Below are 15,836 nucleotides of genomic sequence, written 5' to 3' on the forward strand. Positions count from 1 at the left end.
GGGGACAGGGGCGAAGCCCCATACAAGGGGCGAAGCCCTAGAGAACGGAAACCACGGCGGCGCCAGGGATCAGCGGTACCCCGCGACATCCGCCGGCTTACCGGCGAACTGAACCTCCAGGATGTACCGCCACGCATCCGGCGCCGACCCGTCCACATCGGTGAACCCGTACACCTGGGCGAGCCCCCCGCTGGAGAGGAAGCACCCGTTCCAGCGCCGCACGTCCGGATCCCCCGCCAACGCGGCGACCGCCCGCCCGACGAAGACCGGCGTCTCGGAGATGGCGAAGTGCGGATCCTTCGCGCACCCCTCGCGCCAGTTCTCCTCGGTCACCTCGAAGTGCTCGTCCAGCATCGCCTCCGACCGCAGCCAGCCGGGCGTGAGGCAGACGACGGTCGTGCCGTACTCCTCGGTCTCCTCGGCCAGCGCCCGGGCGATCCGCAGCGGCGCGGCCTTGGCGAGGTCGTAGTAGAGGGGTTCGCGGTAGGCGCGGTTGGACTCCTCGGTGCCGTCGGTGACTTCGACGAGCAGTCCCCCGGCGCGGCGGGTGAGCAGCGGCAGCGCGTACCGCGCGGTGATCAGATGGGAGTCGATGCCGAGCCGCAGGACGCGCAGTCCCTCGTCCAGGTCGTGTTCCCACAGCTTCTTGTCGAAGCCGACGAAGCGGTCGCCGCCCCACAGGTCGTTGACGAGGATGTCGAGCCCGCCGTGCGCGGCGTCGACGCGTTCCATGAGCGCGCGGACCTGCGCGGGGTCGAGATGGTCGACGACGGCGGGGATGCCCCGGCCGCCGCTGTCGCGGCCGGCTTCGGTGGCCCGTTCGGCGGTCTCCTCGATGGTCTCGGTGGGCCGGCCGACCTCGCTGACCGTGCCGCGGTCGCGCGAGGTGCGTCCGGTCGCCCAGACCGTCGCTCCGGCCCGGGCCAGTTCCACGGCCATGGCCCGGCCGGCTCCGCGGGTGGCCCCGGCGACCAGGGCGGTACGGCCGGCCAGCGGCGGGGTGTGCGGTGCGTTCACGTCTGTTCCCTCTCGGGTCGGGTTCGGATCGGGGGGGGCGGCGACCACGCTGGCAGGGAAACCTGTCAGCTTCCGTCGGGTATCCCCGTCGGATCCGCGTCTGCCGCACTCCGCGTGCGGAGCGGTGACGGAGGGCCGATGCTGAGGGGCGTGATGGACGAGACGGGGTTCTGGGAGCTGATCGACTCCGCGCGGGAGGACGCCGAGGGCGACCCGGCGGAGCAGGCGGACCTGCTCGTCGACCGGCTGGCCCAGCTCGATCCGGACGCCGTCACCTGCTTCGCCCGGCACTTCGAGTCGCGCTGGAACCGTGCCCACCAGTGGGATCTGTGGGCCGCCGCGTGGATCCTGCTGGACGGCGCGAGCGACGACGCCTTCGACTCCTTCCGCTGCTGGCTCATCGGCCAGGGCCGCCGCGTCTTCGAGGGCGCGGCGCACGACGCGGACGCACTCGCCGCCCTCCTCGACGCGTTCGACCCGGAGCTGGACGGGGAGGCGGAGGATCTGGGCTACGCGGCCGATGACGCGTACGAGCAGCTCACCGGGGACGTGCTGCCCGATCTCGGCCTGCCGGAGCCGCCGCCGGACCCGGAGGGCGTGCCGCTCGATCTGGAGGACGAGGAGGCGCTGGCCGAGCGGCTGCCCCGGCTGTGGGCGCGTTTCCGTGCCGGGCAAGGGAGTTGACGGGCCGGACGGGACGGCCGGGATGCGCGTGGCGGTGCGGGGTCGGCAGGATGGCCCCATGCGTATCGCTGTCACCGGCTCCACCGGACTCATCGGATCCGCGCTCGTCCGCTCGCTGCGCGCCGACGGACACGACGTGCTGCGGCTCGTGCGGCGGCCCGCCGCGGCGGGCGACGAGGTGCGCTGGGATCCCGGGCGCGGACAGGTGGACACCGACGGGCTGGCCGGCTGCGAGGCCGTCGTGCATCTCGCGGGCGCGGGCGTGGGCGACCACCGCTGGACGGCCGCGTACAAGGCCGAGCTGTACGACAGCCGGGTGCGGGGCACGGATGTGCTCGCCCGGGCGCTCGCCGCGCTGGAGAAGCCGCCGCACACGCTGGTGATGGGCACCGCCATCGGCTGGTACGGCGACACGGGCGAGCGCGCCGTGGACGAGAGCGCGGAGCCCGGCCGGGGTTTCCTCGCCGAGCTGTGCCGGGACTGGGAGGCCGCGGCGCGCCCCGCGCAGGACGCCGGCATCCGGACGGTCTTCGCCCGCACCGGGCTGGTGGTCTCCCGCCGGGGCGGCGCCTGGGGCCGGCTGTTCCCGCTCTTCCGCGCGGGGCTCGGCGGACGGCTGGGCGACGGCCGCCAGTTCTGGAGCCCGATCGCGCTGCACGACGAGGTGGCGGCCCTGCGGTTCCTGCTGGACGGCGAGCTGGCCGGGCCGGTGAACCTCACGGGGCCCGAGCCGGTCACCAACCGGGAGGCGACGGCGGCGATGGGCCGGGTGCTGCACCGACCCACGGTGTTCGCCGTGCCGGCCCCCGTACTGCGGGTGGCGCTGGGCGAGTTCGCCGGCGATGTGCTCGGCAGCCAGCGGGTGCTGCCGGCCCGGCTCCTGGAGGCCGGTTTCGCCTTCGCCTTCCCCACCGTCAACGACGCGATCCGGGCGGCGCTGGACTGAGGGCCGCCGTGCGGTGCCGGGGCGTGCGCCCGTGTGCGCCTGTGCTCTCGACGGAGCGACTGTGCGCGACGTAGCGGCTGCGTAGAGTCGGCGTGAACACGGGTATGGGGCGCATCCGTTCGGGAATCAGGACGGGAGCGCACACACGATCGGAACCCGCACCGCACGTCGACGTCGGGAGGAACCGTGCGGATCAGCAGCGCACGCGCAGGCACAGGGCAGAGCGAGCCGGGCGGCGAAGAGGTGGACGCGGCGGGCGCCCGGGAGGCGGCCGATGTCGTCGTGGTCGGCGCGGGGCCGGCCGGTCTCGCGGCGGCGCACCGGCTGACCGGCGCCGGACTGCGCGTCCTGGTACTGGAGTCGGCGTCCTCGGTGGGCGGCCGGATGCGCACCGAACGCGTCGACGGCTACCGGCTCGACCGCTGCCAGGGGCTGTGGACGGCGGAGGGCGCCGCCGGGCTGCCGTTCCGGCCGGGTGCGCTGCTGCCGGCGCTGGAGGCCCTGGATCTGCGGCCGTTCGAGCCGGGCGCCCTCGTGCACACCGACGGCCGGGGGTACCGCGTCCTCCCCCGCGGCGCGGTACGCGGCGACCGGCAGGCGACGCGGTACCGGATCGGCGCCACCGGCCCCGACCGGGGCGGCACCGGCGCTCGGGCGGAAGCGGAGCGCCCGGTCCGGGACGGCCGGCACAGCCGCACCGGCCGCACCGGCTGGAGCGGACGGAACGGCTGGAGCGGACGGAGCACGCGGGGCGCACTCACCACGGCCCGTGCGCTGACCGGCGCCAGAAGCCGCGCCGACATGTCGGACGCGCTCGACCTCGTCCGGCTGCGGCACGCGCTCGCCCGGTTCGCCGCGCAGTCCCCCGAGGCGCTGCTCGCGCGGCCCGAACTGCCCGCCGTGCGCGCCCTGTCGGCCGGCCGCGGGCTGCCGGCGCGCACCGTGGACACGCTGGTGCGCCCGCTGCTCGGGGCGCTGCTGTGCGATCCGGAGCTGAGCACGTCCAGCCGGATCGCGGATCTGGCGCTGCGCGGCTTCGTACGCGGCGGGCTGTGCGTACCGGCCGGCGGGCAGTCCGCCGTGCCGGAGCTGCTGGCGGCGGCGCTGCCGGCCGGCACGGTCCGCACCGGGGTCCGCGCGACCTGGGTGAGCACGCACGCGGTCGGCACCGAGCGGCACGGCACGTTCCCGTGTGCGGCGGTGCTGGTCGCGACGGGCGCCCGTACGGCGGCCACGCTGCTGCCGGGCCTGCGGACCCCGGGCTTCCATCCGGCGACGGTGCTGCACCACGCCGTCGGCCGGCCGGAGCGGTCCGCTGCGGACGAACCGGCCCCGGTCGGCGCCGCGTTCAGCGTCTGCGGGCCGGGCGCGGCGGGGCGCCGGGCGGCCGGTGCCCAGACAGGCCCGGTCAGCCACACCTGGGTGGCGTCCGCCGTCGATCCCTCGCGTGCGGAGCCCGGCCGCACGCTGGTGACCTCGGTGGTGCTCGGTGAGCAGGCGGCCGAGTCGCCCGCGCTGCTGGACAAGGCCGCCCGGCTCCAACTGGCCGAGGTCTACGGCACGTCCACGGACGGCTGGGAGCTGCTGGCCGCCTACCACGACCCGGAGGCGGTGCCCGCGATGCCGCCGCCGCACGACCCGCGCCGCCCGGTGCGGGTGCTGGCGGGGCTGTACGTGTGCGGCGACCACCGGGAGACCGGCACCCCGGACGGTGCGCTCTCCTCGGCCGAGCGCGCGGCCCGGGAGATCCTGCGCGACTTCGGACTGCCCACGGCACCGGACGCCCCGGAGCGGACGGCGGCCTGAGCGGCGCGGCCCGGCCCGCCTCGCCCGCCGTCCGGACCGCGCCCCGCAGGGGCTTCCGACAGTGCCTCGCGCCCCCCTTCCATCCCACACCCAACAATTCGAACAGGCATCCCGAACTCGCCGATGACCAGCGGGTTTTGTCAGTCGGCGCGGGTAGAATCGGGGGTAGAACGACAAGGAAGCGACAGGAAGCGCACCGACGCATCGGAGGAGGTCGTCGATGGCCCCTGCCCGTATCGGCACCCGGACCGCACAGACCGGGAACGCCAAGAATCCCCCCGCGAACCCCACCGCCCGTCGCACCGCCGGCACCCCGCGCACCCGCCGCACGCAGCACACCGACGTGTGGCAGCACCCGCTGCCGCACATGTCCACGCTGCCGGTGCTCCCCAAGAAGCCGCTGCCCGCGGGCCGTCCGCGGGAGTGGTACGAGAGCCACAACCGCCGCCTGAAGGCGATGCGGATCGCCATAGCCCTGCTCGACACCGGTGTCTACACCGCCGCGCAGGCCCGCAACCAGACCATCCGGCGCACGGCGGAGCGCATCGGCGTGCACCCGCCGTCGGCCACCACCTGCCGCCTGGTGCGCGCGCTCCTGCCCAACCCGCAGTGAACCCCGGCCGCCGCGGGCCGCACCCGCACACCGGTACACAGGCACACCGGTACACAGGTGCACCGGCCCGCGGCGGCGCCGTACATCCGCACAGTGCTCCGGCGGGTGAATTCCGGCCCAGCGGGAGCCATCGCCGGGCCGCCCGTGTCTACTCTGCGACATGTCGATGCCGTCGGCCTTCGGTCCCGCCGGCCGCGTCGACGCGGCCGGCCGCGGTCGGCCGCGGACAGCAACCGCCGTGTGCGGCATCCCGGTGGGGCGGCGTGCCGGAGCCGTCATCGTGCCGGTCGGGCCGTCCGACGGAAGCCCGTCGGCGGCGCGGCGGCCCCACCGGCAGCCGGATGCCGGATCAGGTTCACGCGGCGCTCCCCCGGCCCCGCCCGGCCCGCCCGGGCGGGGCCGACGTCGTCCCGGCCGCGGCCGCGGCACGTGGTACGTTGCCTGCGCCAGTCGAACCCGTGATCGGGTGAGGGAATCCGGTGCAAGGCCGGAACTGACGCGCAGCGGTAAGGAAGAGGTCCCGCGCACACGCCACTGGAGGCTCCGCCTCCGGGAAGGCGCCGGGTCCGTCGCCCCGCACCGGCTTCCGGCCGGGGCGAACTTCCGAGTCCGAAGACCTGCTGGCAGCCGTGCCAGGACCGGCACGGTGGAACGCCGGGCTCCGCGAGACGAGCCTTCGACGGACAAGGAACAACTGCCCCGTGGCCGCACGCCGTTCGCCCGCTCTGCTCACCCCGCTCGCCTGTGTGGCGGCGCTCGTCCTGCTCGCCGCCGGCTGCGGCACCACCGGCCCCGGCGACACCGGCAGGGCGGCGCCCGGCTATCCGCGCACCCTCGACAACTGCGGGCACCGGATCACCCTGAAGCGTCCGCCCCGGCACGCGGTCTCCCTCGACCAGGGCTCGACGGAGATCCTGCTGGCGCTCGGCCTCGGCGACCGCATGGCCGGCACCGGTACCTGGACCGACCCCGTCATGAAGGGCCTGGAGAAGGAGAACGCGAAGGTGCCGCGGCTCGCCGACGGTTACCCCGCGCTGGAGAAGGTGCTCGACACCGATCCGGACCTGGTCACCGCGTCCTTCGCCGCCACCCTCGACAAGGGCGGCGTCGCCCCGCGCGACCGGTTCGCGAAGCTGGGCGTGCCCACCTACCTCTCGCCCACCGAGTGCGGCAAGGCGAAGGGCTCCACCGGCGACGGCGCCCGCACCGAGCCCCTCACGATGGCCACCGTGCACCGCGAGATCCGCGACCTCGCGCACGCCTTCGACGTCGACGAGCGGGGCGAGCGGCTCGTCCGGCGGCTCAAGGCCCGGATGGCGAAGGCGCGGAAGGCGGACGCCTCCGGCACCCGCGTCCTGTACTGGTTCGCGAACGCCGAATCGCCCTATGTGGCGGGCTGTTGCGGGGCACCCGGGGTGATCACCGAGGCCGTGGGCGCGAAGAACGTCTTCGACGACACCCACGACGAGTGGCCGCAGGCCGGCTGGGAGACGATCGCCGACCGCGACCCGGACGTGCTCGTCCTCGGCGATCTGACGCGGAAGAACCAGACGGCAGAGAGCGCGAAGGCGAAGATCGCGAAGCTGGAGTCGAGCCCCGTCACCCGGCACATGACGGCCGTACGCGAGAAGCGCTGGATACCGGTGAGCGGGGCCGCCATGAACCCCTCGCTGCGCACCGTGGAAGGCGCCGAGCAGGTCGCGGAGGCGCTGCGCGCGCTCGGGCGGACACGGTGAGCGCGCACCCCGCCGACCCGCCCGCCGCACCCCCCGGGTTCACCGCGCGCGCCGTGCGCGCCGCCCGCACGGGCCGCGGAACCGTCGTCTTCTGCTGTCTGGGCCTGGTGGCGCTGGCCCTGTCGGTGGCGCCGGCCATCACGATCGGGCAGGCCGGGATCGCCGCCGGTGACGTGTGGCGGGTCGTCGCCGAGCGGCTGGGCGGCGCCGAGTCGGGGCTGAGCCCGCTGCGCGAGGGCATCGTGTGGGAACTGCGGCTGCCGCGCGCCCTGTTGGCCGCCGTGTGCGGGGCCGGGCTGGCCCTGTGCGGGGCCGTCCTCCAGTCGCTGCTGCGCAACCCGCTCGCCGACCCGTTCGTCCTGGGGGTGTCCTCCGGGGCCTCCACCGGGGCCGTGGCCGTCGTCGTGCTCGGTGTCGGCGGCGGCGCGCTGTCGCTGTCGGCGGGCGCCTTCGCCGGGGCCGTGCTCTCCTTCGGGCTGGTGCTGCTGCTCGCCCACACCTCCGGCGGGACGACGGACCGGGTGCTGCTGTCCGGTGTCGCCGCCATGCAGCTCTTCTCCGCGCTGACCTCGTTCATCGTGTTCACCTCCGCCGACGCCGAGCAGACCCGCGGTGTGCTGTTCTGGCTGCTCGGCTCCCTCGGCACGGCCGGGTGGGGCGAGGTCGCGCTCGGCGCGGGTGTGCTGTTCGCCGTGCTGGCCGTCTGCCTCTGCCACGCGCCCGCGCTGGACGCCTTCACCTTCGGCCAGGAGGCGGCCGCGGCGCTCGGGGTGGCCGTGCGCCGGGTCCGGCTCACCCTGCTGCTGGCCACCGCGCTGCTGACGGCCGTACTGGTCAGCTCCGCCGGGGCGATCGGCTTCGTCGGCCTCGTCCTGCCGCACGCCGCGCGGGCCCTCACCGGACCGGCGCACCGGCGGCTGCTGCCGGTGACCGCGCTCGTCGGCGCCGTCTTCCTGGTGTGGGTGGACACCGCGGCACGCACCCTGCTCGACCCGCGCGAACTGCCCGTCGGTGTCGCCACCTCACTGGTCGGCGTGCCCGCCTTCGTCGTCGTCCTGCACCGGGGGCGGCGCGCCACCGGGAGGGTGCCCGCATGAGCCGGCGGACGGCGGCCACCGAACGACGGCCCGAGCGCGCGGGCGAGGGCGCCCGGGGGCTGCGGGCCGAGCGGGTCTCCTGGCAGGCGGGCGGGCGCCTGGTCGTCGACGGTGTCGATCTGGCGCCCGAGCCCGGCGAGACCGTCGGGCTCCTCGGGCCCAACGGCTCGGGAAAGTCCACCCTGTTGCGGCTGCTGGCCGGGGTGCGGCCCACCGCCTCCGGTGTCGTCACCCTCGACGGCGATCCCCTGCCGCGGCTCGGGCGGCGTGCCGTGGCCCGGCGCGTCGCCGTCGTCGAGCAGCACTCCGAGACCGGCGTCGAGCTGACCGTCCGCGACGTCGTCCGGCTCGGCCGCATCCCGCACCGCGGGGCACCGTGGGCGGCGGCCGACGGCGCGGACGACGGCAGCGCCGTCGACGAGGCCGTCCGCCACACCCGGCTCGGCGCGCTGCTCGACCGCTCCTGGCACACCCTCTCCGGCGGCGAACGCCAGCGCGCCCAGATCGCCCGCGCCCTCGCCCAGCGCCCCACCGAGCTGCTGCTGGACGAGCCCACCAACCACCTCGACATCCAGCACCAGTTGGAGCTGCTCGGCCTGGTCGCCCGCCTCCCGCTCACCAGCGTCGTCGCCCTGCACGATCTGAACCTGGCCGCCATGTTCTGCGACCGGCTGCTCGTCCTCGACCGGGGGCGGCCCGTCGCCGCCGGGCGGCCCGCGCAGGTGCTCACCCCGGCACTGATCGCCCGGGTCTACGGCGTCCGGGCCGTCGTCACCCCCGCCTCCCCCGGCGACCGCCCCTCGATCCGCTTCCTGCCACCGGCCGACCCGGACTGACCGGGCGGGCCCGCCAAGGAGCTGCCCCGGTCCGGCCTGGGGGTTCCCTCCCGCGCCGGGTGTGGAAGACTGCACGGGCACAACAATTCGATCGAGACGGCAGAGGCCAGGAAGCCGGTGCGAATCCGGCGCGGTCCCGCCACTGTGACCGGCCCCGTGCGCGTCAGCGCGGCACGGAGCCGGGAGTCAGACACTGGGCTGCCGTCTTCCTCATACGCCAGGGGACGAGGATCCCTTCGAGGAGGCACCCATGAACCGGCCGCGCCCGGCCGTCACCCCCCGCCGTGCCCTCCGCACGCGGTACACCCGGCTCCCCGTGCGCGCCCTGTGCACCGCCCTGCTGCTGGCCCCGCTGACGGCGGCCTGCGGCGGCTCCCCGTCGGCGGACTCCGCGCACGGGGACGGCAAACCCCCGCGGGGCTTCCCCTACACGGTCACCAACTGCGGTGTGAAGACGACGTTCGAGAGGCCGCCCGAGCGTGTGGTGACGATGAACCAGCACGTCACGGAGATCATGCTGGCGCTCGGCCTCCAGGACCGCATGGTGGGCACGGCCTACCTCGACGACCGGATCCTGCCGAAGTACGCGAAGCAGTACGGCGAGGTCGAGGTGCTGGCGAAGAAGTACCCGTCCAAGGAGACGCTGCTGGCGGCCGACCCCGACTTCGTCTACGGCGGGTACGACAGCGCCTTCGACAAGTCCGAGGGCCGGGAGCGTTCCGCGCTCAAGGAGAGCGGTGTCGACTCCCGGCTGAACCTCGAAGGCTGCACCCAGGACGTCGACGCGGGCACCCTGCGCAAGGAGATCCGTGAGGTGGGCCGCACGTTCGGCGTTCCCGGGCGGGCCGAGGCCCTGATCGAAAAGCAGGACGCGCAGCTGGCGGCGTCGGCGAAGCGGCTCAAGGGCGTGCACAAGCCGTCCGTCTTCGTCTACGACAGCGGCGACAGCACGGCGTTCACCGCGGGCGGCGAGGGCATCGGCAACGACATCGTGCGGCGGGCCGGCGGGCGCAACATCTTCTCCGATGTGCACCGGACCTTCGCCGACGTCTCCTGGGAGAAGGTCGTCCAGCGCAAGCCGGAGGTCGTGGTGATCTACGACTACGGCGGCACCCCGGTCGCCGAGAAGAAGAAGCGGCTGCTGAACGATCCGGCGCTGGCCGAGGTGCCCGCGATCAAGCACAAGCGGTTCGCGGTGCTGCCGCTGTCCTCCGCCGTGCTGGGGGTGCGGGTGCCGGACGCGGTCGACGAGCTGGCCCGGCAGCTGCACCCCGAGGCGTAGGGGGCGGCGGAGATGACATCCACGACCCCGAGGCCCGGCCCCGCGGCCGGGACCGCCGCGCCCTCCCCGACCGGTTCCCCGGACGCGGAGACACCGCCGGACGGTGCGGCGGCGGCACAGCCGGACGGTACGGCGGCAGCACAGCCGGACGGTACGGCGACAGCACAGCCGGACGGTGCGGCACCCGGCCGGACGGGCCCCGGCCGGACGGACCGGGCCGGATCCTCGTTGCGGTTCACGCTGGTGGCCGGCGGGCTGCTCGCGCTGCTCGTCGTCGCCGCCGTGGCGAGCCTGGTGTTCGGCTCGGCGCGGGTGCCGGTGGGCGAGGTGCTGCGCGCGCTGACCGGGCAGGGCGAGGCCGGACCGCTGACGACGATCGTGCTGGACGTACGGCTGCCGCGGGTGCTGCTGGCGGCCGTCGTCGGCGCGGGGCTCGCCGTCGTCGGCACCGTGCTCCAGGCGCTGGTGCGCAACCCGCTGGCCGACCCCTATCTGCTGGGCATCTCCTCCGGCGCCTCGACGGGCGCCGTGTGCGTCGTCGTGCTGGGCATCGGCGCGGTGTCCATGCAGGTGGGCGCCTTCGTCGGGGCGCTCGGCGCGCTCGTCGTCGTGTACGCGATGGCCCGCCGCGGCGGCTCGATGACGACGGGCCGACTGGTGCTGGCCGGGGTGGCGGTGCAGTACATCCTCTCGGCGCTCACGAGTCTCCTGCTCGTCCGCTCCGAGCAGGCCGAACATCTGCGCGCCATCCTCTTCTGGACGCTGGGCGGCCTCGGCCAGGCCCGCTGGCACACCCTGCTGCTGCCGGCGCTGGCGCTGCTCGCCGGGCTCGCCGTCCTGCTGGCGCTGGCCCGGCCGCTGGATCTGCTGCTGGCAGGAGAGGAGGGGGCGACGGCGCTGGGCCTGGACACCTCGCGCTTCCGCGCCCTCGCGTTCGTGCTGGCGTCGCTGGTCACGGCGGTGCTGGTGACGGTCAGCGGCTCGATCGGCTTCATCGGGCTGATGGTCCCGCACGCGGCGCGGATGGCGGTGGGCGCCGGGCACCGTGCGCTGCTGCCGGTGGCGGCGCTGGGCGGTGCGGCCTTCCTCGTCCTGGCGGACCTGGCGGCGCGGACGGTGGCCGCCCCCGAGGAGATCCCGGTGGGCGTGCTGACGGCGCTCACCGGCGGCCCGTTCTTCCTCTGGCTGCTGCGGCGTTCGCAGCGCGCCCAGGGGGTGATGGCGTGAACGGCCCCGGCTCCACCGGCACCGCGCCGGCCGCCGCCGCACCGGCCACCGACCCCGGTGCCGCCCTGCATCTGCGCGTCGAGGACGTGACCTACGCGGTGGCGGGACGCCCCCTCGTCGACGGGGTCACGCTGGAGGCACGCCCCGGCGAGTCCGTGGGGATCGTCGGCCCCAACGGCAGCGGCAAGACGACCCTGTTGCGCTGCGTCCAGGGCGTGCTGCGCCCCGTCTCCGGCCGCGTCCTCCACGACGGTGCGGACACGGCACGGCTGAGCGTGAAGGAGCGCGCCCGCCGGGTGGCCGCCGTACCGCAGGACTCCGGCGGCGGCTTCGGACTGACCGTCCGGCAGGTCGTGGCCATGGGACGCTCCCCGCACAAGCGGTTCTGGGAGGGCGACACCGCGCGCGACGCGGCGTATGTGCACGAGGCGCTGGCGGACACCGGCGGGGCGGCGCTGGCCGACCGGCCGTTCGACGAGCTGTCCGGCGGCGAGAAACAACGCGTCCTGCTGGCGCGCGCCCTCGTCCAGCGTCCGGCGCTGCTGGCACTCGACGAGCCGACCAACCATCTCGACGTCCGCCACCAGCTCGATCTGCTCACCCTGGTGCGTGCGCTGCCCGCCACCTCGCTGCTCGTCCTGCACGATCTGAACCTCGCCGCGTACTTCTGCGACCGCCTCTACGTCCTCGCCGAGGGTCGCCTCGTCGCCGACGGCACGCCCGAGGAGGTCCTCACGGAGGAGCTGCTGGCCGAGGTCTACGGCGTGCGGGCCGAGGTACGGGTGCACCCGGCGACGGGCGCACCGACCGTGGTGTACCTGCCGCCGGCGGCTCCGCCCACCGTCCGGCGGGCCGTCCCGCCGACCGCGGCGGAGGGGTTCACGACGGGTGCCACGGAGGGCGCCCGGTGAGCGGCCCGGCCCCCGGCGGCACCGCCGAACACCCCTGGGTGTCCCGCGAGTTGGACGACCTCACGGCGCTGACGGCCCTCACCGGCCTCGCCTCGGCGCACGGCGTCCGCTACCACATGACGGCCGGGGACCCGCCGCCGTCCGAGGCCGACGACTGGCTCCCCGCCGACCGCCTGCTCACCCCCGGCACCCCCGAGCTCGACCGGCTGCTGACCGCCGAGTACGAGAGCAGCGGCCACCGCACGGCACACGCCGCCGCGCTCACCCTCGCCGCCGTCTACGCGGGACGGGTCACGGCCGCCGCCGTGCTCCAGTGGGCACTGGACGGCACCGTCTGGGACGTACGGCCGCACAATGTGCTGGTCAGGCCCGGCACCCACGGCATCGCCGGGGTCCGGCTGCGGGTCCCCGCCGTGCTCACCGCGTCCGCCCGCGGCACGGCGACCGGCACGGCGACCGGCGCGGCGACCGGCGCGGCGACCGGCGCGGCAGCGGACCGACGGGACGCTCCGGGCTCGCCAGGGGTGCGGGGCGCCCCCGAAGCGTCGGAAGGACCGGGAGCACCGGGAGAACCGGACGCGCCGGAAGCATCGGAAGGACCGGGAGAGCCGGAAGTAGCGGAAGCGCCCGGCCCGGGGGGCCGCTCCGCCGCGCTGCCCGCGCTGCACGAGGCGGTGCTGCACAGCCATCTGCTGCCGCTGGCCGACGCCCTGCACCGGGCCACCCGCGCCGGCCGGCGCCAGCTGCGCGGCGGGGTCGCACACGGCTGCGCGACGGCACTGTGCGCGGCCACCCGACCGGGCCCGGCACAACTGGCCCGCCGCTGGCGGGAGTTCACCGCGCCCGTGCCCGAACTGGCGCGGCTGGGCGACGTCGTCGAGATCGCACACGCCGACGGCAGCGCCCGCCTGCGCTATCTGCGCAACACCTGCTGCCTCTTCTACACCTCCGCCGAGGCGGTGCGCTGCGCCAGTTGCTGTCTGACCCCGCGGGAGGAGCGCGTGCGGGCCTACGCGGGCCGCACGGGCCCCACGAGCCGCTGAGCGCCGACGCCGCGAACCCGCGGCCGATGCCTCCGCCTCGCCCCTGCCCCCGGCCCCTGCGCCTTTGCTTGCGCCTGCGCCCACGCCTGCCCCTGCGCCCATGCCGCCCGACGCGGCACCCCCGTACGGGAGTTGAGCCCGCCCCGCCGACGATTCCGCTACCGGCGCAGAAGGCACGCCCAGAGCGAAACGGCCGCCGCCACGGCCCGGTGCGGCAGTAGAACGGACAGCGCGACGACGGAACGGACGGACGAAAGCGGAACGCCCGGCAGCGGAACGCCCGGCAGCGGGACGACGACCTCGCCCCGCATGCCCCGCACCGCGCGCGCCCGGGCCGACACCCGACCCGCCACCCGGCCCGCCACCCGGGCCGCACCGCACCACCGTCCCCCGTCGGCAGCCCACCCCCGTCCGAAGCCACCGATCACCAGGAGTCCGGATGCCCCGAACCGACGTCACCGTGCCGACCGAGGACGGCGACTGCCGCGCGACCCTGCACACACCGTCGTCCCCCGGCGCCCGGCCGGCGGTGCTCCTCTACCCGGACGCCGCCGGGGCCCGGGAGACCTTCGCGGCGATGGCGGACCGGCTCGCCCAGCTCGGATACACCGTCCTCCTGCCCGACGTGTACTACCGCACCGGCGGTTACGCCCCGTTCGACCCCGCGACGGCGCTCAGCGACCCGGCCGAGCGGGAGCGCCTGTTCGCCCTGGCGGGCAGCCTGACCACCCCGATGGTGCTCCGGGACGCCGACGCGTTCCTCGCCTTCCTCGCGGAGCGCCCCGAGGTCTCCACCGACCGTGTCGGCACCACCGGGTACTGCATGGGCGGCCGCACCTCGCTCATCGTGGCCGGACACCGGCCGGACCGCGTCGTCGCGGCGGCGTCGTTCCACGGCGGCGGGCTCGCCGACGAGAGCGACCCCGACGCGCCGCACCGGCTGGCCGACCGCATGGGCGCCCACGTCCTCGTCGCGGCGGCGGAGAACGACGAGCACTTCCCGCCCGAGCAGTTCGACCGGCTGGAGCGCGCCCTGATCTCCGCGGGCGTACGGCACACCATGGAGACCTATCCGGCAGCACACGGCTTCGCGGTGCCGGACAACCCGACCCACGACGAGGCCGCGACCGAGCGCCACTGGTCAGCGCTGGCCGCGCTGTTCGCCACGAGCCTCGGCGGCTGACGCAGGCGCGGGAGAGCGCGGGCTCACTCCCCGTGGGTGTACCGCTCGAAGCCGTCGACGAGGCCCTGCCTGCTGGGGTTGTTGAACTCCCGCACCGAGAAGTCCCGCATCAGGGAGGTCTCGGTGGGCCGGTAGAGGCCCTGCCCGTAGTACCCGGCGCCCTCGAAGGTGCCGGTGCTGCCGCCCGCCGGGTCCGGCTTGCCCAGCCAGTCGTGCCACTTGGCCCCGCGGTCGGCCATCTCCTGCGCGGGATACGTGCTGATGTTGACGTCCTCCGGCTCGGGCCCCTGGTAGACGCCGGACTCGCCCTCGTCGTACTCGTCGGCGAGCCGGCCGATGGAGTGCGCTGCCTCGTGGACGGCGATCAGGCTGGAGCTGTCGTGGTCGGAGGAGAGGGTGGAGACGCCGTCGAAGGGGTACCCCGTCAGCCTGTTGTAGCCGGCGCCGCCGTACTTGGCCGAGTTGGCCACCACGATGACGATGTCGGCGGCCGGTGCCTGCCGCGCATAGCTGTCGACCCGGGTCAGGTCGGCGCACAGCAGCCGTTCCATACCGTCGCACCAGAAGTACGTGCCCAGCGCCGTGTCCTTGACGACGTCCTGTGCGGGGTCGCCGGACACCCCGGAGTCACGGGAGACGGCCTCCACCGTCCACACGTTCATCTGGCCGGTGTGGCTCGTGAACGGCTCGATGGCCGCCACATCGGCCCACTTCGCCTCCGCGTCCTGCCGGAAGTCCTCCTGCTGGTCGGCGGTGTAGCCGTCCCCGATGAGGACGATGTCGAGCCGCTCCGCGCTCGGACCGGTCCGCTGGAGCGCGGAGACCCGGCCGTCCCCGCGCCGCTCCACCGGCGCGAGGGGCCTGCGGCGCTCGACGAGGCGGTCCGGCGCCGCGGCGGGCACCCCCGAGCGGTAACCGGCCGGGCCCGAGCCGTCGAAGTGCTCCACGTGATCGACGGTGGCGGCCGCCGTGCCCGGGCTCTCCCCCTGCCCGGGCACGGCCGGGGCGGCGGCAGCTCCGGAGCCACCGAGGACACCGGAGGCGCAGAGAACGAGCGCCACGGCACCGGCGAGCCCGCCGAACAGGGCGGGCCGACGTCTGCGGGAGGGGCTCCCGGACGGTCCGGACGGTCTGAGTTGACGGGATGAACTGGCCGGCATGGACGCTCCGTGTGGGGTCGGTGGCGAACCGTCGAGCGGCGGACGCGGAACAACCTAGAACCGCCCCGCCACCGCGACAACCGGTCCGGCGCCACCCCCCGGGACACCGAACTCCTGTGACCCGGCGCACTTTTCCCGCCCTTTTCCCCTCACGGCCCGCACACAATTCCTCGCCCGTGAGTCCCGAAAAACCCACCCCTTTGTGACAGCCCCCATAGGGCCCACCTCACCCACGTGCCTTTTTCGTAGCAACCGATTCCGCCCCGCCCCACGAACACAGTCTCTCCCACCCCGC

14 protein-coding genes and 2 riboswitches are annotated in these 15,836 nt (G+C 75.2%); of the genes, 12 read left to right on the plus strand and 2 right to left on the minus strand.

Features of this window, described 5'->3' with window-relative positions:
- Positions 1 to 69: 69 nt before the first annotated feature.
- Positions 70 to 1,017, minus strand: coding sequence for an SDR family oxidoreductase (locus tag SCA03_RS33110; protein ID WP_086817997.1), 948 nt, complete (start codon positions 1,015 to 1,017; stop codon positions 70 to 72).
- Between the two features lie 153 nt (positions 1,018 to 1,170).
- On the opposite strand from SCA03_RS33110, the gene SCA03_RS33115 reads away from it, so the two are divergent.
- From SCA03_RS33115 to SCA03_RS33170, 12 genes are all read left to right on the plus strand, one after another.
- On the plus strand, positions 1,171 to 1,701 hold the full coding sequence (locus tag SCA03_RS33115) for a DUF4240 domain-containing protein (protein WP_030887549.1): 531 nt from the start codon (positions 1,171 to 1,173) through the stop codon (positions 1,699 to 1,701).
- A 58-nt stretch (positions 1,702 to 1,759) separates the two neighbouring features.
- Positions 1,760 to 2,647: a TIGR01777 family oxidoreductase gene (locus tag SCA03_RS33120; RefSeq protein ID WP_086817998.1), complete on the plus strand. Its 888-nt coding sequence runs from the start codon at positions 1,760 to 1,762 to the stop codon at positions 2,645 to 2,647.
- Positions 2,648 to 2,833: 186 nt separating this feature from the next.
- Positions 2,834 to 4,453 (plus strand): FAD-dependent oxidoreductase, encoded by a 1,620-nt coding sequence (locus SCA03_RS33125; RefSeq protein ID WP_086817999.1) that lies wholly within the window; start codon positions 2,834 to 2,836, stop codon positions 4,451 to 4,453.
- Positions 4,454 to 4,673: 220 nt separating this feature from the next.
- Entirely contained in the window at positions 4,674 to 5,066 is a 393-nt protein-coding gene (locus SCA03_RS37380) for a hypothetical protein (RefSeq protein ID WP_371864029.1), read from the plus strand.
- A 430-nt stretch (positions 5,067 to 5,496) separates the two neighbouring features.
- A riboswitch (cobalamin riboswitch) is annotated at positions 5,497 to 5,705 on the plus strand.
- Between the two features lie 62 nt (positions 5,706 to 5,767).
- The gene (locus tag SCA03_RS33135; RefSeq protein ID WP_371864030.1) at positions 5,768 to 6,802 is read left to right on the plus strand and encodes an ABC transporter substrate-binding protein; all 1,035 of its coding nucleotides are present in this window, start codon (positions 5,768 to 5,770) and stop codon (positions 6,800 to 6,802) included.
- Positions 6,799 to 7,899 carry a FecCD family ABC transporter permease gene (locus SCA03_RS33140; RefSeq protein WP_371864031.1) on the plus strand — a complete coding sequence of 367 codons (1,101 nt, stop codon included), beginning with the start codon at positions 6,799 to 6,801 and terminating at the stop codon, positions 7,897 to 7,899. The genes SCA03_RS33135 and SCA03_RS33140 overlap by 4 nt, the downstream gene beginning before the upstream one ends.
- Complete coding sequence (locus tag SCA03_RS33145) at positions 7,896 to 8,735, plus strand: ABC transporter ATP-binding protein (RefSeq protein WP_086818000.1); 840 nt, start codon at positions 7,896 to 7,898, stop codon at positions 8,733 to 8,735. Before SCA03_RS33140 ends, SCA03_RS33145 begins: the two co-directional genes overlap by 4 nt.
- A gap of 84 nt (positions 8,736 to 8,819) precedes the next feature.
- A riboswitch (cobalamin riboswitch) is annotated at positions 8,820 to 8,951 on the plus strand.
- Between the two features lie 34 nt (positions 8,952 to 8,985).
- On the plus strand, positions 8,986 to 10,017 hold the full coding sequence (locus SCA03_RS33150) for an ABC transporter substrate-binding protein (protein WP_037849857.1): 1,032 nt from the start codon (positions 8,986 to 8,988) through the stop codon (positions 10,015 to 10,017).
- A 12-nt stretch (positions 10,018 to 10,029) separates the two neighbouring features.
- Entirely contained in the window at positions 10,030 to 11,244 is a 1,215-nt protein-coding gene (locus SCA03_RS33155) for a FecCD family ABC transporter permease (RefSeq protein WP_230989076.1), read from the plus strand.
- On the plus strand, positions 11,241 to 12,155 hold the full coding sequence (locus SCA03_RS33160; RefSeq protein WP_086818001.1) for an ABC transporter ATP-binding protein: 915 nt from the start codon (positions 11,241 to 11,243) through the stop codon (positions 12,153 to 12,155). Before SCA03_RS33155 ends, SCA03_RS33160 begins: the two co-directional genes overlap by 4 nt.
- On the plus strand, positions 12,152 to 13,198 hold the full coding sequence (locus SCA03_RS35615) for a (2Fe-2S)-binding protein (protein ID WP_230989077.1): 1,047 nt from the start codon (positions 12,152 to 12,154) through the stop codon (positions 13,196 to 13,198). The genes SCA03_RS33160 and SCA03_RS35615 overlap by 4 nt, the downstream gene beginning before the upstream one ends.
- Before the next feature lie 439 nt (positions 13,199 to 13,637).
- Positions 13,638 to 14,381 (plus strand): dienelactone hydrolase family protein, encoded by a 744-nt coding sequence (locus SCA03_RS33170; RefSeq protein ID WP_086818075.1) that lies wholly within the window; start codon positions 13,638 to 13,640, stop codon positions 14,379 to 14,381.
- A 23-nt stretch (positions 14,382 to 14,404) separates the two neighbouring features.
- Here SCA03_RS33170 and SCA03_RS33175 read toward each other — a convergent pair whose 3' ends face one another.
- Positions 14,405 to 15,541, minus strand: coding sequence for a M64 family metallopeptidase (locus tag SCA03_RS33175; protein WP_086818074.1), 1,137 nt, complete (start codon positions 15,539 to 15,541; stop codon positions 14,405 to 14,407).
- Positions 15,542 to 15,836: the final 295 nt, after the last annotated feature.

Origin of the sequence: Streptomyces cacaoi, assembly GCF_006539165.1 — a bacterium.
Lineage (GTDB): Bacteria > Actinomycetota > Actinomycetes > Streptomycetales > Streptomycetaceae > Streptomyces > Streptomyces cacaoi.

Excerpts from the sequence above, each read along its gene's own strand:
- SCA03_RS33115 (WP_030887549.1), top strand. The coding sequence starts at position 1,171 with ATGGACGAGACGGGGTTCTGGGAGCTGATCGACTCCGCGCGGGAGGAC.
- SCA03_RS33120 (WP_086817998.1), top strand. The coding sequence starts at position 1,760 with ATGCGTATCGCTGTCACCGGCTCCACCGGACTCATCGGATCCGCGCTC.
- SCA03_RS37380 (WP_371864029.1), top strand. The coding sequence starts at position 4,674 with ATGGCCCCTGCCCGTATCGGCACCCGGACCGCACAGACCGGGAACGCC.
- SCA03_RS33145 (WP_086818000.1), top strand. The coding sequence starts at position 7,896 with ATGAGCCGGCGGACGGCGGCCACCGAACGACGGCCCGAGCGCGCGGGC.
- SCA03_RS33150 (WP_037849857.1), top strand. The coding sequence starts at position 8,986 with ATGAACCGGCCGCGCCCGGCCGTCACCCCCCGCCGTGCCCTCCGCACG.
- SCA03_RS33155 (WP_230989076.1), top strand. The coding sequence starts at position 10,030 with ATGACATCCACGACCCCGAGGCCCGGCCCCGCGGCCGGGACCGCCGCG.
- SCA03_RS33170 (WP_086818075.1), top strand. The coding sequence starts at position 13,638 with ATGCCCCGAACCGACGTCACCGTGCCGACCGAGGACGGCGACTGCCGC.
- SCA03_RS33175 (WP_086818074.1), bottom strand. The coding sequence starts at position 15,541 with ATGCCGGCCAGTTCATCCCGTCAACTCAGACCGTCCGGACCGTCCGGG.